Genomic DNA, 14,674 nt, shown 5'->3' on the forward strand with positions numbered 1-14,674 from the left:
GTGGCTCGCTCCGCTCACAGGGCTTGGACGGCGTGGGCCGCGGGGATGCTCTCCTCCGAGACGCGCCGACGGAACACCCAGTATGTCCACGCCTGGTAGGCCAGGACAAGCGGCAGCCCCACGCACGCGACGATGCTCATCAGCCCGAGCGTGTAGGGCGAGGACGAGGCATTCCGCACCGTGAGGTCGAACGCGGGATCGAGCGTGGACGGCAGGACCACGGGGAACGCGGCGCCGAAGATCGATCCGGTGAGGGCCAGCATCCCGATCCCGAGGGCGGCGAACGCGCGCCCGTCCCGGCCGATCGTCGCGGACCTGTAGGAGGCCAGGAAGGCGACCACGGCGAGGACGACGGCGAGCCAGGTGACGACCGTCCCGTCGTCGACCTGGACGAGGAGCGCCCAGCCGATGAACGGGAGCATCGCGATCGGCAGCAGCCGCCGGAAGAGTCGGTCGGCCTGGCGCCGCACCCCGCCGTCGGTCTTGAGACCCACGAACGCCGCGGCGTGCACCAGGCAGAAGAGGACGACGGCGGCAGCCCCGAGCAGGGCCGGTCCGGTGGCCCAGGCGAAGGCGCCTCCCACCCTGTCCCCGTTGGCGTCGAGCGGCAACCCGGTGGTGGTGAGTGCGAGGGCGGCCCCGATGCCCGCGGCCGCGGCGAAGGAGCCGACGGCAATGGCCCAGTCCCACCGGTTGCGCCAGGCGTCGCTGTCCTGCTTGCCCCTCCACTCGAAGGCGACGGCCCGGAAGATCAGGCCGAGCAGCACGAGCAGGAACGGCAGGTAGAGCGCCGACAGGAGGGACGCGTACCAGAAGGGGAAGGCCGCGAAGGTCGCCCCGACGGCAGTCACGAGCCACACCTCGTTGCCGTCCCAGACCGGGCCGACGGTGTTGAGCAGCACGCGCCGCTGGGTGTCGTTGCGCGCCATGAGCTTCATCAGCATGCCGACGCCGAGGTCGAACCCCTCGAGGAAGAGGTAGCCGGCCCAGAGCAGGGCGATGAGGACGAACCAGAGGGTGGGGAGTGCCTCGGTCATCGTGGTCCCTTCCGGAGTGAGGAGGTGTGGGCTACTGACGCACGGTCGGGGCTCCCGTGACCGGCAGCCCGTCGGTCAGTACGCGAACGCGAGCACATCGCCGTCGTCCTTCCTGCCGCTCGGGGCGTCGTCGTCCTCGTCCGTGTGGGCGAGTTCGGGCATCGCGGAGGCGGTACCTCCCCGGACGTACGTCACGAGGAGCTTCACCTCGACGACCAGGAGCACGGCGTAGACGCCGGTGAACAGCACCAAGGAGGTCACGAGCTCGGTGAGCGACACCCCGGGAGACACGGCCGCCGCGGTGAACATGAAGACACCGTCGACGCCGCTGAGGTCCGGGTTGGGCGCGACCACGAAAGGCTGGCGCCCCATCTCCGTGAACACCCAGCCGGCGATGTTCGCGCCGAAGGGCGCGAGGATCCCGAGGACGGCCAGGCGCATGAGCCACCGTGACTCTGGGACGGTCCCCCTGCGGAGGACCCACAGGGCGGCGGCGGACGCCGCAGCGGCGATGGCCCCGAACCCGATCATGATGCGGAAGCCCCAGTAGGTGACCTCCATGACGGGCAGGTAGTCGATCTCGGTGCCGGCCAGATCGCCGTACCGGGGATCGTCGGGGAGGTGGGTGCCGTACTTCTCCTGGTACTCGGGGAGGAGGGTGTTGACGCCCTTGACCTCGGTGGTGAAGTCGCCGTTGGCGAGGAAGGAGAGGACTCCCGGTACCTCGATGACGGCGGTGATGTCCTCGCAGCTCTGGGCCCCGAGGTTGCCGACGGAGAGGATCGAGAAGCCGGTGCCGTCGTGGCACGCGGCCTCCGCAGCGGCCATCTTCATGGGCTGCTGGTCGAACATGAGCTTGCCCTGAAGGTCGCCGGTGATGCCGGTGCCGGCGAAGGCGATCATGGCGACCACGGCTCCGGCACGGGCCGAGCGCAGCCAGACGGCGTGGTCGACGGCGTCACGGGCCCCGGCGCGTGCCCCGACCACGACGGCACCGTTCTCGCCGACGCTGTCGATCCCGTCGTGGCGGCGCTTCCAGAGGTGGTACCAGCTGATGCCGAGGAGGAAGGCCCCGGCGACCGCGAGGCATCCGAAGACGGTGTGGGGGAAGGCGACCAGCGCGGTGCTGTTGGTGAACACGGCCCACGCGTCCGTCATCACGGGCCTGCCGTCCACCACCTCGACACCCACGGGGTGCTGCATCCAGGAGTTCGCCACCAGGATGAAGTAGGCGGAGAACACCGACGCGAGCACGGCGGCCCAGAGGGACATGAGGTGCAGTCGCTTGGGCAGACGGTCCCACCCGAAGATCCACAGGCCGAGGAAGGTGGACTCGACGAAGAAGGCGAGCAGCGCCTCCATGGCCAGAGGGGCCCCGAAGACGTCACCGACGAAGCGGCTGTACTCGCTCCACGCCATCCCGAACTGGAACTCCTGCACGAGACCCGTGGCCACGCCGACGATGAAGTTGATGAGGAACAACTTCCCCCAGAACTTGGTCATCCTCAGGTACTGCTCGTGACCGGTGCGGTGCCACATGGTCTGCATGGTGGCGACGAGCAGTCCGAGGCCGATCGTCAGGGGAACCATGACGAAGTGGTAGACGGTCGTGATTCCGAATTGCCATCTGGCGATCTCCAAGGCTTCCATGAGGCCCCTTCCGCGGTGCCGCCGTCGATCCCGACGGGACTTCTACAACGTGTAGAAAAGTTCTACTACACAGTGTAGAACGATTTCGGATCCACTTCTACGCGGAGTAGAAAGGCACGGCGCGACGCTGTACTTTAGATGCATACGCTCTATCGCTCCCCCGGGGAGCGGGGTGCCACCCGAGGCGGGTCGGCACCGCGGAATGATCGAAGGAAGAACATGGCAACGCTCGGAGACCTTGAACGCACAGTGATGGATCTGCTGTGGTCGACACCCGGGGCCGTGACCGCCAACGAGGTGCGCGACGCGATCGCCGAGGCCCCGCTCGGACAGTCCGGCCGCGAGCTCGCCGTCACCACCGTCCTCACCGTGCTCTCACGACTCGAGAAGAAGGGCCTGGTGGAGCGCGAGCGGAACAGCCGACCGCACAGGTACCGGTCGGTGACCAGTCGCGAGGACCACACCGCGGAACTCATGCACGAGGTCCTCGTCACCGCCCCCGATCGCGAGGCCGTTCTGGCCCGGTTCATCGGCAGTGTGTCCGAGGCCGAGGCGGAGACGCTCCGCAAGCTGCTCGGCCGCGACTGACTCCACCGTGTTCTGGGCCTCCTACCTGCTCGCGGCGCTCGCGATCATCCTGGCGTGGCCTGCGCCCATCCTCTTGTCCCGCGCACAGTGGCCGGCGCGCGCTCCCTTCACGGCCATGGTGCTGTGGCAGTCGATAGCGCTGGCCGGTGGATGCTCGATGATCGGGGCCATGCTGGTATGGGGGCTCGAGCCCCTGGGCGACAACCTCGTGTCGGCGTCGGCGGGGTTCCTCGACATCCTGCTCAATGACGAGTCGGTGGGCACGCTCGGCGTGGTCCACGTGTTCGCCATCAGCGCGGCGACCCTCCTGTTCGGTCACCTCGTCTCGACACTCGCCCTGACCTTCGTGCGCATCAAGCGGCAGCGGCGGCGTCACCGCGACATGCTGTCGCTGCTCAGCTCCCCCGCCGCGGACCAGCCGTCGACGCTCGTCATCAACCACCCCGCGCCGGTGGCGTACTGCCTCCCGGGCGGGGCGCGATCCGTCACCGTCATGTCCAACGGGCTGATGGACCTCCTCACGCGCACCGAGCTCGACGCCGTCCTGACGCACGAGAATGCACACCTCCACCAACGCCACCATCTGCTGCTGTGGGCCTTCGCCGCCTGGCGGTCCGCGCTGCCATGGCTACCGACGTCGCGGCTGGCACAGCGTGCCGTCAGCGAACTGATCGAGATGCTCGCCGACGACGAGGCGCTCCGTCACGTCGATGAGCACACGCTCGTCCGTGCGATCGCGATAGTCGGTGCCGGCGCGGGGCCGATCGCCCGGGATCCTCTCGATGACCCGTTGGCCGACGAACCCGCCGCAGGACGGGTCACGGGCAGGATGGTCACGGACGTCACGGGAGGTACGACGTCGATCGACTCCACCAAGCCCCGCCTGCGCAGACTACTCACCCCTCTGCCACCTCTGGGGCGGCTGCACCAGGCCGTGGCACTCTCGACGGCGGGCCTCCTGCTCGTCGTGCCGCCGGTGCTGCTGGTCGCTCCCGAGCTGATCGGCTGACCATCCGGCAGCTCTCCGACGGACGGCGTTACTGAAGCTGGCTTCGGACCGATCCGGAGTCGGTCAGGCGTCGATGCGATCCCGATCGAGGGACGCCGCACCCTCCACGATGAAGTCCTTCCGCGGCGCCACATCGCTGCCCATGAGCAGATTGAAGACGCGTTCGGCCGACTCCGCCTCGGTGATGCGAACCCGACGCAGCGTGCGGTGCCGGGGGTCCATGGTCGTCTCAGCCAACTGGTCCGCGTCCATCTCGCCCAGTCCCTTGTACCGCTGGATGGGCGACTTGTACCGCTTCCCCTGCTTCTCCATGGCAGCGAGCACTTTCGCGAGTTCTGCCTCGGAATAGGTGTAGATCATTTCGTTGGCCTTGGAGCCCCCGCTGATCACCTCCACCCGGTGCAGCGGTGGTACCGCCGCGTACACGCGGCCGTCCTCGACCAGCGGTCGCATGTACCGGAAGAACAGGGTGAGCAGCAGCGTCCGGATGTGTGCGCCGTCCACGTCCGCGTCCGTCATGAGGATCACCTTGCCGTAGCGGCGGGCGTCCAGCTGGAAGCTCCGGCCGGACCCTGCGCCGATCACCTGGATGAGCGCCGCACATTCGGCGTTGGAGAGCATGTCCCCGACCGAGGCCTTCTGCACGTTGAGGATCTTGCCCCGGATCGGCAGCAGCGCCTGGTAATCGGAGGAACGCGCGTTCTTGGCGGTTCCGAGGGCGCTGTCGCCCTCGACGATGAAGAGCTCCGAGCGTTCGGGATCGTCGATGCGGCAGTCCGCGAGCTTCGCGGGCATGGTCGAGGTCTCGAGGGCGTTCTTGCGACGCTGCGTCTCCTTGTGGACACGCGCCGAGATCCTCGACTTCATCTCGGCGACGATCTTCTCGAGCAGGAGGGCCGAGTGCGCCTTGTCGTTGCGCGACGATGACGTCAGCCTTGCCTGCAACTCCTTCTCGACGACCTTCGCCACGATCGCCTTGACCGCCGAGGTGCCGAGGATCTCCTTCGTCTGGCCCTCGAACTGCGGTTCCGCCAGCCGGACCGTGAGGACGGCCGTGAGTCCGGCGAAGACGTCGTCCTTCTCGATCTTGTCCGTACCCGCCTTCAGCTTGCGCGCGTTGGCAGCGATGACGGTGCGGAACGTCTTCAGCAGGGCCTGCTCGAAGCCCGACTGGTGCGTACCGCCCTTGGGCGTGGCGATGATGTTCACATAGCTGCGGAGCGTCGTCTCGTAGCCGATCCCCCAGCGCAGCGCGATGTCGACGTCGCACTCCCGCTCGACCTCCGCCATCCGGCTGTGACCACGATCGTCGAGCACCGGGACCGACTCGGTGAAGCGGCCCGACCCCTGGAATCGCCACACGTCCGTGACGCCGGCGTCCAGCGCAAGGAATTCCGCGTACTCGGAGATGCCGCCGTCGTGCTGGAAGACCTCCTCCACGGCTCCGGACTCCCCCGGAGTTCCCGGCAGCCTGCGCTCGTCGCGCAGCGTGATGCGCAGACCCGGGACGAGGAAGGACGTCTGACGTGCGCGGGTCTGCAGCTCCTCGTAGGAGAAGGTCGCGTCGGGCGTGAAGATCTGCCGGTCCGCCCAGTAGCGGATCCGGGTTCCTGTCACACCACGTTTCGCCGTCCCCACGACGTCCAGTCGCGAGCCGTCGAGGAACGGCTCGAAGGAGGACGTGGGTGACGGCGACCGTCCGTCGGAGAAGATTCCCGGCTCGCCCCGGCGGAAGGACATCGCGTAGGTCTTGCCGCCGCGGTCCACGAAGGCGTCGAGACGTGCTGAGAGAGCGTTGACGACACTGGCGCCCACACCGTGGAGGCCGCCCGAGGCGGTGTAGGAGCCGCCCCCGAACTTGCCTCCGGCGTGCAGCTTCGTGAACACCACTTCCACGCCGGTGAGCCCCGTCTTCGGTTCGATGTCCACGGGGATACCGCGCCCGTCGTCGTGGATCTCGACCGATCCGTCGGCGTGCAGGATCACCGTGATGTTCTGGCCGTACCCCGCCAGTGCCTCATCCACCGAGTTGTCGATAATCTCCCACAGGCAATGCATCAGTCCACGGGAATCGGTGGACCCGATGTACATTCCGGGGCGTTTGCGCACAGCCTCCAGGCCCTCGAGGACCGAGAGGTGCCGCGCGGTGTAGTTGGACGTGGGGGGTGTCACAGCGGTGTCTCCTCGACGGTACGGCCCCTCGCCGGACGAGCCCCAGAAGGGCGACCGCGCGGAGGGATGGGGCCAGCTTATTACGGCCTGATGACACTCCTCGGCAGGCGCGACCTGTCGCGCCGACCCGTGGCACCCGCGCCACAGCAGGGGTTCGACCCCCTGCCATAACCTCTGCTACGCCCCGAGCGAAAGGAGGCCCAGCTTGGGGAGGCGCGGCACCGAATAGTGGTTATATGAATACACGATCCACATGAGGAGGCATTCATGACCACTGCAGTAGCAACTCGCGAACTCACTGCCCTGGACCGCTGTGACCGTTGCGGCGCTCAGGCGTACGTGCGGGCGGTCCTTCAGTCCTCCGGTGGAGAACTTCTGTTCTGCGGCCACCACGCGCGCGCAGTAGAAGCCAACCTGAAGCCACTCACGTCCGAGTGGCAGGACGAGACCAAGCGACTCCACGAGAAGCCGGTCGCAGCAGGCGACTGATTTCCCCGACCCCGATCCGACGGCGCTCCGTGTACAGGCGCCGCATCGCGTGACGAAGGCCCCCTCCGAGGAGGGGGCCTTCGTTGTATCCGGCGGGATGAGCGGGCCGGTGCAACACCGTATCGGTCCTGCCGCTCAGCTGCGATCATCGCTCATGGTCCGGCCGGGGCATCGGCTGCCCCGGCCGGCGCACATCGATCAGTCGAGGTAGTCCCGCAATACCTGCGAACGCGAGGGGTGACGAAGCTTCGACATGGTCTTGGACTCGATCTGACGGATTCGCTCGCGGGTGACCCCGTACACCTTGCCGATCTCGTCGAGCGTCTTCGGCTGACCGTCCGTGAGACCGAACCGCATCGCGACGACGCCGGCTTCCCGCTCGGACAGCGTGTCGAGCACGGAGTGCAGCTGCTCCTGGAGCAGCGTGAAGCTCACGGCGTCGGCGGGAACCACGGCCTCGGAGTCCTCGATGAGGTCACCGAACTCGGAGTCACCGTCCTCGCCCAGCGGCGTGTGCAGCGAGATGGGCTCACGCCCGTACTTCTGCACCTCGACGACCTTCTCGGGTGTCATGTCGAGTTCGAGTGCCAGCTCCTCGGGCGTCGGCTCGCGGCCGAGGTCCTGGAGCATCTGACGCTGGACGCGTGCGAGCTTGTTGATGACCTCGACCATGTGGACGGGGATACGGATGGTGCGCGCCTGATCTGCCATGGCTCGTGTGATCGCCTGGCGGATCCACCAGGTGGCGTAGGTGGAGAACTTGAAGCCCTTGGTGTAGTCGAACTTCTCGACCGCGCGGATGAGTCCGAGGTTCCCCTCCTGAATGAGGTCGAGGAACAGCATGCCGCGGCCCGTGTAGCGCTTGGCCAGCGAGACGACGAGGCGCAGGTTCGCCTCCAGGAGGTGGTTCTTGGCACGCTTGCCGTCGTGGATGACGAACTCGAGCTCGCGCTTGAGCTTCGGGTCCATGTCGGGCTCGGCGGCGATCTTCTCCTCGGCGAACAGCCCGGCTTCGATCCGGAGCGCCAGATCGACTTCCTGCTCGGCATTCAGCAGGGCGACCTTGCCGATCTGCTTCAGGTAGTCCTTGACCGGGTCCGCAGTGGCTCCGGCCGAGACGACCTGCTGCGCGGGGGCGTCGTCGTCATCGGCGTCGGAGTAGACGAAGCCGGTGGTGGTGCCGACCTCTGCCGCTTCGGGCTTGGCGTCCTCGACGTCCGCGTCGAGCGCGACGTCGGCGATGGGTGCGTCGGCCTCCAGCGTGTCCACTGATCCCGAAGCGTCGGACGCGGTGGCCTTGGCGGCCGCGGCGCTCTTCGTCGCGGGCTTCTTGGCCGCGGCGCGTCGCTTCGTCGTGGTGGTACCGGCGTCCGACGACGCCGGTGCTGCTGTCTTCTTGACCGTCACAGAGAACCTTTCATACGGCGATGTGCGATGCCGTCAGACGGACAACACCACTATGACCCTGTCAAGTCCGCGCTGGTTACCAGACGGCCATCGCAGAGTCGTTCCCCTGAGGAACCGCTCTGCGACGACGGCTATTCCCGCCGCCGCACGCCCTCGAGGGGACGTGTGCGTGGGTGTTGCCGAGTCGTTCTGGTGCACGGACCCAACCGGGTCTCACCGTCAAGTGTCTCACGTGCCCACTCCACGCCGGAAATGTATACCGGCTTACTTCTTCCTGCGCCTCCGTTGACAGCGCGCCGTCGCGCGCCGCCCGATGATGTGCGCTCTCGGCTCCACGACGCACGAGGGAGGCCTTCATCGGGCCACGTCGGGTCACGTCAGGCCGCGTCCCGGGTCGACCGACGGCGATCGGTGGATGCCGACGTCGACGAAGCAGGTGACGAGGCAGGTGACGAAGCCCCCTTTGCTCCCGACGCCGTCGGTGCTCTCGACTCGAATGCCGACGCTGACGAGGTGGACCGCCACGCCGTCGTGCGATTGCGGGCCCACGATGGCAAGCCACCTCGGCACAGTAGTTCGTTGAGCAGACGCGCGAGTCGATACCCGGGGAGCGCCGCTTCGGCTGCCTCGAAGAGGACCGCCGCCCGAGATCCCCGTCCTCGCGCGTACTCGAGCCAGCCGAGCATCGTGAGCGCCGCGGCTCTCGCCTCGCCCGTCGGGCCGGCGACAGCGACGAGGCGGGTGAGGACACGCGTCATGGCATCGACGCGTTCCCAGTCGGGCGTGCCGGGATGGAGACCCGCGAGCACGTCCGTGAACAGTCGAAGGGCGGAGGGGTCGGGCGCTGTCCGACCGTCGGCAAACCGATCGAGGAGCGGAGCAGCCAGTCGGACGTCCCCGGGTTCGTCGGACTGCGCCACGCCCCAGGCGGCCGCGAGAGGCGGCACGACGCACTGCGCATCGTCACCGCGTATCCCCGATGAATCCATCGGTGCCGCAGCGATCACCCCGCAGGACACGGCGCCTTCGAGTGCCGTGTCGGATCCGAGACACGCGCTCACGAGCAGGAAGTCCCGTACCGCCCTCGATTCGAGGCTGGCCAGCAGGAATCCGGCGAGGTCGGCGTCCAGGTCCGAGCCTGATCCGAGCAATGACTCTTCCACAGCAGTGCTGGACCCCTGGATGACCGCATCCCACACGTCCGACGTGGCGGTGAACTGGCGCTCCTCGTCCCAGTGCCCCGCGCAGGCCGCCGCGTAGTGGGCCTGACCCTCGTCGACGGCATCGCGGGAGGGCGAGGGAATCGGCCGGGCGACGAGGGGCGACGACCGACCGACGGCGTCGGCGGGTGATTCGTCGAAGGAGCTGCCGCCGAAGATCAGTTCGGCGTTCAGACGGCTGTCCGTGACGGTGTCCAGCGGGTGGCCGGACCACGGACAGCACCTGCCGTCGTCGCAGAAGTAGTCGCGCCAGGCGGCGGCGGAGACGAGCCAGCCGCTGCGCACGGGCAGTCCCGCCGAGGCCAGGACGTCGCTCAGTTCCCGCACGAGCACGCCCTGCGGCGGCGGATCATCGGGACGCCGTACCGCGTGCGTGTAGACGATCACGAGGACGCCGTCGGCATCGTCGTCGCCGTCGATGAAGGACAGGACGGCCCGCGCGAAGTCCGTGGCCTCGCCGCCGGGCGAGGGATCGGCTGCCGGGAGGTCCACGCGGAGCGTCGCCCCGAGCCGGCCCCTCCCGGTGGTGAGCACGACGAGGCTCTCCATGGGCGTGAACCCGAGGGCGTGCGGCACGTAGGAGAGGATGTCGGCCGGCGAGGTCACGGACAGGACGGGACGCGGGGCATCCGAGGAAGGGCGGGGCGAGGGATGTGAGGGTGACATGTCCGCCAGCCTCCTCCGGGTGCCCTCGGACGGCTCGACCGAACATCCCTATGTGGACAACGCAGTCGGCTCCGGAAGCCGTTCGAGGACGGCGAGCCCGACCGGCGTCCTCCCGGTCACGGCCGCGATGGACGGCCCGCCCGGCGGTCCCTGCGACGTCGTCGCTCGCGAGCGAGCGCCTCGCGCAGCGGGGGGACGACCACGCCCTGATCGGCCATGCGACGCCTGACCCTTCGCCGCACGACGACGACGGCCACGGCTCCGGCCGCGAGCAGGACGAGCTGCACGGACATGGCGAGGCGGAAGGACGTGAGGGAGTACAGGTCACCGTCCGAGACACCACGGGCGAGCAGCACGTCGAGGACGACGCCGATGACGAACATGGACAGCAGCGACGCCATGAAACCGCCGATGTTCACGATCCCGGTGGCCGTTCCCATCCGGCCCGCGGGATTGAACGTCCGGGCGAAGTCGAAGGCGATCATGGACCCGGGTCCCCCGATCGCGAGCGCGACCACGAGGAACGTCAGCAGGGGAAGTGGGGCAGGGCCCGGGTACAGCAGCACCATCAACCAGGCGACCGCCATCAGCGCGGCGATCGCGAGCACCATCGTGGACCGGCGGAGCGGGTGCCGCGCCACGTACCGCCCCAGCTGCGGCCCGCAGGCGATGCCCACGGCCACGAAGAGGGTCATCAGGGCGGACGCCACCGCGTCGCCCACCTTCTCGGCGCGTACGAGGTAGGGGTAGCCCCACATGAGGACGAAGACCGTCCCGGGGAACTGGATGGTGAAGTGCGACCACAGCCCGAGGCGCGTACCCGGCTGCTTCCACGCCTGCGCGAGGGAGACACCCGTCTGGCGGAGGGTCGGCGCTGCGCGGTCGCCGGCCGGAGACGGCGAGTCCCTGATGATCGCCGTCGCGAGGATGGCGGCGAGGACGGAGAGGGATGCAGCGGACAGGAACGCGGTCTGCCAGCCAAGACCCGTGAGGAGGGCCACGAACGGGATGACCGAGACAACCTGACCCAGTTGGCCGATGATGCCCGTCCACTGCGTGAGAACCGGGATGCGTCGGGGCCCGAACCATGCCGGCAGCAGCCGGAGGACGCTGATGAAGGTGGTGGCGTCACCCGCTCCGACGAAGAGGCGGCCGGCGATCCCCTCGCCCACCGAGTCGGCGAAGGCCAGCTGGGCCTGCCCCACGGCCATGAGGACGGCGCCTGCGACGATCAGGAACCGTGGGCCCCAGCGATCGACGAGCACACCCACCGGCACCTGGAGACCCGCGTAGACGAGCAGCTGGACGACGGTGAACACCGACAACTGCGATGCGGAGGCGGAGAAACGATCGGTCGCCTCGAGACCGGCGACACCGAAGGTGGTGCGCTGCGTCACAGCAACGAGATAGGCCGCGACACCCGCTCCCCACACCAGCAGCGCACGCGTCGAACCCACGACCCCAGTCTCCTCCGGTGCAGCGGTGTTCTCCAACCGGACGCGTCCCGGGACGAATCGACGACGGTGTGCTCCCCGCGACGGCTTCCCCCGAGCTCACCCGACGGGCGTGCCCTCAGCCCTCGGGGCGAGGATCACCGTGGCGGTCGTCCGGGCGGAACTCGGTGTCCCAGAGCAGCGTCGACTCCTCCTCGGCCTGCGGACTCGCCAGGTAGGCCTCGACGGCGGCGCCCAGCTCGTCGGCGCTCGCCAGCTCGCTGTTCTCCTTCACGAGCAGCGACCGCCGCTCGGCGCCGTCCGCGTACTCGTCGTAGCGCTTCTCCAGCGACGTCACCACGGACTGCACCTCGGTGCTGTCCCCGACCTGCCGGGCGATCTGGCGTTCGACGTCGCGCCCTGCCTCGCGCAGCCGGTCGGTGGGCAGGACCAGACGGGCGGTCGCACCGAGGTACTCGAGGCCGGCAACCGCCGCAGGCGGGTACTCCGCATCCGAGAGGTAGTGGGGAACGTGGATCACGTGCCCGACGACGTCGTGCCCGGCCTCGATGAGCCGCAGCTCCAGGACGTGCCCGATCGAGGCAGGAACCTCGACCGTGGGACGCCACGCACTCATGCCGTCGATCAGGTCGGGTCGGTTGCCGTGCAGCGTGACGCCGATGGGGCGGGTGTGCGGCACCGGCATGGGGATCGCGTGGACCCAGGAGATCAGGCTCACGTCGAGGTCCTCGACCAGTCCGACGACGGCGCTCACGAAGCGCTCCCACTGGAGGTCCGGCTCCACCCCGGTGAGGAGGAGGAACGGCTCGCCCAGTCCGTCGTGCAGGCGGTGCAGCTCGAGGCTGTGCGGGCGGTAGTCGGTGAGGTGGTCCTCGACGAAGGTGATCTTCGGTCGCCGACCCCGGTAGTCCATCAACTGGTCGGCGTCGAACTCGGCGACGATCCGGTGATCGAGGACCTCGAGGAGCTCGGCACTGACCTGCTCGACGACGTGACCGGCGTCCATGAAGCCGGTGAGGCTCATGAGCAGGGGTAGCCCTCTCAGGTCGGGATCTCCGATGATCGTCTCGTCGGTGTTGTACAGGGTTCGCGGATCCAGCATGGTGTTCTCCTCGCCGTCAGGTCCTGTAGTCATCAACACGCCCCGCTCCTCCTTCATTCCGACGCCCACCGGCGCCCACCGTCACCTGCGGTACGTTCCGCCGGTCGGCCGCGCGAGTGGGCAGAGACTACGATCGTCAGGACCGTTCCCGGACCGCTCAGGTGTGCCGGGGCCCGCAGTGCCGCCGGACCCGGGCGGCTGCGCCGGATACGAGGAGAAACGCCGTGATCACAACGATCGACCTGCATCTGACAGCCTCCGACAAGGACCTCAAGAAGGTTCCGAGTGACGCTCTCGTCATCGCCGTCGGGAAGGGCCCCGACGGACCGGCCCTCCTCGACAACCCGCTGCCGGCGAAGGCGGCGCGCGCCCTCGGCGACTCCCTGCAGGTCCTCGGGATCACCGGCGCGGCGGACGAGGTGCGACGCCTGCCCGGCCTGCCGGACACCGGGGCCGACACGCTCGTCCTGACCGGTGTCGGCACGGTCGCCGCCGACGCCGTCCTGGACGCCGAGACCCTGCGCCGTGCCGCGGGAGCCGCTGTGCGCCACCTCACCGGGCTCGACACCGTCGTCCTCGCGCTGCCCGCAGCCACCGTCGACGCCGCCACCGCGGTGGCCGAGGGCGCCGCCCTCGGCGCCTACACCTTCGATGGACTGAAGACGGGCATGAAGCCGGACGGCACGGTGTCGTCGAGCGATGACAAGGCGGCGGTCCGGAACGTCGTCGTGCACACCGGGACGGCGGCCGACGCAGGCCTCGCGGAAGGCCTCAAGCGCGCCGTCGTCCTCGGCCGGAACGTCAACACCACACGCTCGCTCGTCAACCAGCCGCCCAGCCACCTGTACCCGGAGTCCTTCGCGCAGGCCGCCAAGGATCTCGCCCGCGGATTGCCCGTCAAGGTCACGGTCATGGACGAGAAGCGCCTCGAACGTGACGGGTACGGCGGCATCCTCGGCGTCGGCAAGGGCTCCTCGCGCCCCCCGCGCATGGTCAAGCTCGAGTACTCCCCCGCCAAGTCCGCCGTGCACCTGGCGCTCGTGGGCAAGGGCATCACCTTCGATTCCGGCGGACTCTCCCTGAAGCCGGCCGCAGCGATGCAGACCATGAAGCTGGACATGGGTGGCGCCGCGGCCGTCCTCGCCACCCTCCTCGCCGTCGCCGAGCTGGGTCTGCCGGCCAAGGTCACGGCGTGGCTGTGCCTCGCGGAGAATATGCCCTCCGGGACCGCACAGAGGCCCGAGGACGTCATCACCATCTACGGTGGCCGGACCGTCGAGGTGCTCAACACCGACGCCGAGGGCAGGCTCGTCATGGCCGACGGCCTCGCCGCCGCGAGTGAGGAGTCCCCCGACGCCATCATCGACATCGCGACGCTGACGGGCGCGCAGATGATCGCCCTCGGGACGCGCACCTCCGGCGTCATGGGCGACGACGGCGTCCGCGACGCCGTCAAGGCGGCGGCGGACCGCGCGGGCGAACCGTTCTGGCCCATGCCCCTGCCCGAGGAACTGCGTCCGAGCCTGGAGTCGCAGGTCGCGGACATCGCGAACATCGGAGAGCGCAACGGCGGCATGATGACGGCCGCCGTCTTCCTCCGTGAGTTCGTGGGGCAGGTCGACGGCGAGAAGATCCCGTGGGCGCACCTCGACATCGCCGGACCGGCCTACAACGAGGGGTCCGCACACGGGTACACGCCGAAGGGCGGCACGGGCGTCGGCGTCCGCACCCTCCTGGCCTACGTCGAGGACGTCCTGGCCCGTTCGGTCTGACGGTTCGCGGAAGGGGGCGCCGGAGCATCCGCGCCTCCTTCCGCCCCGGCCGGAACCCCGACGGGTACGCAGCCGGGTGACTCTGCACACATAGCGGGTACCCGTGGC

11 protein-coding genes are annotated in these 14,674 nt (G+C 68.7%); 4 read left to right on the plus strand and 7 right to left on the minus strand.

Annotated elements, in window-relative coordinates; genetic code table 11:
* Positions 1-14 precede the first annotated feature (14 nt).
* Together cydB and AC4D12_RS08175 are read right to left on the minus strand one after the other, a co-directional pair.
* Positions 15-1,037, minus strand: a complete 1,023-nt coding sequence (gene cydB, locus AC4D12_RS08170) for a cytochrome d ubiquinol oxidase subunit II (RefSeq protein ID WP_490949390.1) — start codon at positions 1,035-1,037, stop codon at positions 15-17.
* Between the two features lie 75 nt (positions 1,038-1,112).
* Positions 1,113-2,687: a cytochrome ubiquinol oxidase subunit I gene (locus tag AC4D12_RS08175; protein ID WP_490949391.1), complete on the minus strand. Its 1,575-nt coding sequence runs from the start codon at positions 2,685-2,687 to the stop codon at positions 1,113-1,115.
* Positions 2,688-2,906: 219 nt separating this feature from the next.
* Here AC4D12_RS08175 and AC4D12_RS08180 point away from each other — a divergent pair, with 219 nt between their 5' ends.
* Together AC4D12_RS08180 and AC4D12_RS08185 are read left to right on the plus strand one after the other, a co-directional pair.
* Positions 2,907-3,275 (plus strand): BlaI/MecI/CopY family transcriptional regulator, encoded by a 369-nt coding sequence (locus AC4D12_RS08180; protein WP_490949392.1) that lies wholly within the window; start codon positions 2,907-2,909, stop codon positions 3,273-3,275.
* A 7-nt stretch (positions 3,276-3,282) separates the two neighbouring features.
* Positions 3,283-4,284 carry a M56 family metallopeptidase gene (locus tag AC4D12_RS08185; RefSeq protein ID WP_490949393.1) on the plus strand — a complete coding sequence of 334 codons (1,002 nt, stop codon included), beginning with the start codon at positions 3,283-3,285 and terminating at the stop codon, positions 4,282-4,284.
* 63 nt (positions 4,285-4,347) lie between these two features.
* On the opposite strand, the gene AC4D12_RS08190 is transcribed toward AC4D12_RS08185, so the two are convergent.
* Positions 4,348-6,456 carry a DNA gyrase/topoisomerase IV subunit B gene (locus AC4D12_RS08190; RefSeq protein ID WP_490949394.1) on the minus strand — a complete coding sequence of 703 codons (2,109 nt, stop codon included), beginning with the start codon at positions 6,454-6,456 and terminating at the stop codon, positions 4,348-4,350.
* 267 nt (positions 6,457-6,723) lie between these two features.
* Here AC4D12_RS08190 and AC4D12_RS08195 point away from each other — a divergent pair, with 267 nt between their 5' ends.
* Positions 6,724-6,945 (plus strand): DUF7455 domain-containing protein, encoded by a 222-nt coding sequence (locus AC4D12_RS08195; protein WP_490949395.1) that lies wholly within the window; start codon positions 6,724-6,726, stop codon positions 6,943-6,945.
* A 198-nt stretch (positions 6,946-7,143) separates the two neighbouring features.
* On the opposite strand, the gene AC4D12_RS08200 is transcribed toward AC4D12_RS08195, so the two are convergent.
* The 4 genes from AC4D12_RS08200 to AC4D12_RS08215 form a co-directional block, all read right to left on the minus strand.
* The gene (locus tag AC4D12_RS08200; protein WP_490949396.1) at positions 7,144-8,352 is read right to left on the minus strand and encodes an RNA polymerase sigma factor; all 1,209 of its coding nucleotides are present in this window, start codon (positions 8,350-8,352) and stop codon (positions 7,144-7,146) included.
* 377 nt (positions 8,353-8,729) lie between these two features.
* Entirely contained in the window at positions 8,730-10,238 is a 1,509-nt protein-coding gene (locus AC4D12_RS08205) for a DUF4192 domain-containing protein (RefSeq protein ID WP_490949397.1), read from the minus strand.
* Between the two features lie 116 nt (positions 10,239-10,354).
* The gene (locus tag AC4D12_RS08210; RefSeq protein WP_490949398.1) at positions 10,355-11,695 is read right to left on the minus strand and encodes an MFS transporter; all 1,341 of its coding nucleotides are present in this window, start codon (positions 11,693-11,695) and stop codon (positions 10,355-10,357) included.
* Positions 11,696-11,810: 115 nt separating this feature from the next.
* Positions 11,811-12,827, minus strand: a complete 1,017-nt coding sequence (locus AC4D12_RS08215; RefSeq protein WP_490949399.1) for a proteasome assembly chaperone family protein — start codon at positions 12,825-12,827, stop codon at positions 11,811-11,813.
* A 191-nt stretch (positions 12,828-13,018) separates the two neighbouring features.
* On the opposite strand from AC4D12_RS08215, the gene AC4D12_RS08220 reads away from it, so the two are divergent.
* Positions 13,019-14,566 (plus strand): leucyl aminopeptidase, encoded by a 1,548-nt coding sequence (locus tag AC4D12_RS08220; protein WP_490949400.1) that lies wholly within the window; start codon positions 13,019-13,021, stop codon positions 14,564-14,566.
* Positions 14,567-14,674: the final 108 nt, after the last annotated feature.

The sequence above is a fragment of the Arthrobacter sp. TJ-266 genome (assembly GCF_058269115.1).

Bases quoted from the DNA above. Each gene is read 5' to 3' on its own strand.
- cydB (WP_490949390.1), bottom strand. From the start codon at position 1,037: ATGACCGAGGCACTCCCCACCCTCTGGTTCGTCCTCATCGCCCTGCTC.
- AC4D12_RS08175 (WP_490949391.1), bottom strand. From the start codon at position 2,687: ATGGAAGCCTTGGAGATCGCCAGATGGCAATTCGGAATCACGACCGTC.
- AC4D12_RS08180 (WP_490949392.1), top strand. From the start codon at position 2,907: ATGGCAACGCTCGGAGACCTTGAACGCACAGTGATGGATCTGCTGTGG.
- AC4D12_RS08195 (WP_490949395.1), top strand. From the start codon at position 6,724: ATGACCACTGCAGTAGCAACTCGCGAACTCACTGCCCTGGACCGCTGT.
- AC4D12_RS08205 (WP_490949397.1), bottom strand. From the start codon at position 10,238: ATGTCACCCTCACATCCCTCGCCCCGCCCTTCCTCGGATGCCCCGCGT.
- AC4D12_RS08215 (WP_490949399.1), bottom strand. From the start codon at position 12,827: ATGACTACAGGACCTGACGGCGAGGAGAACACCATGCTGGATCCGCGA.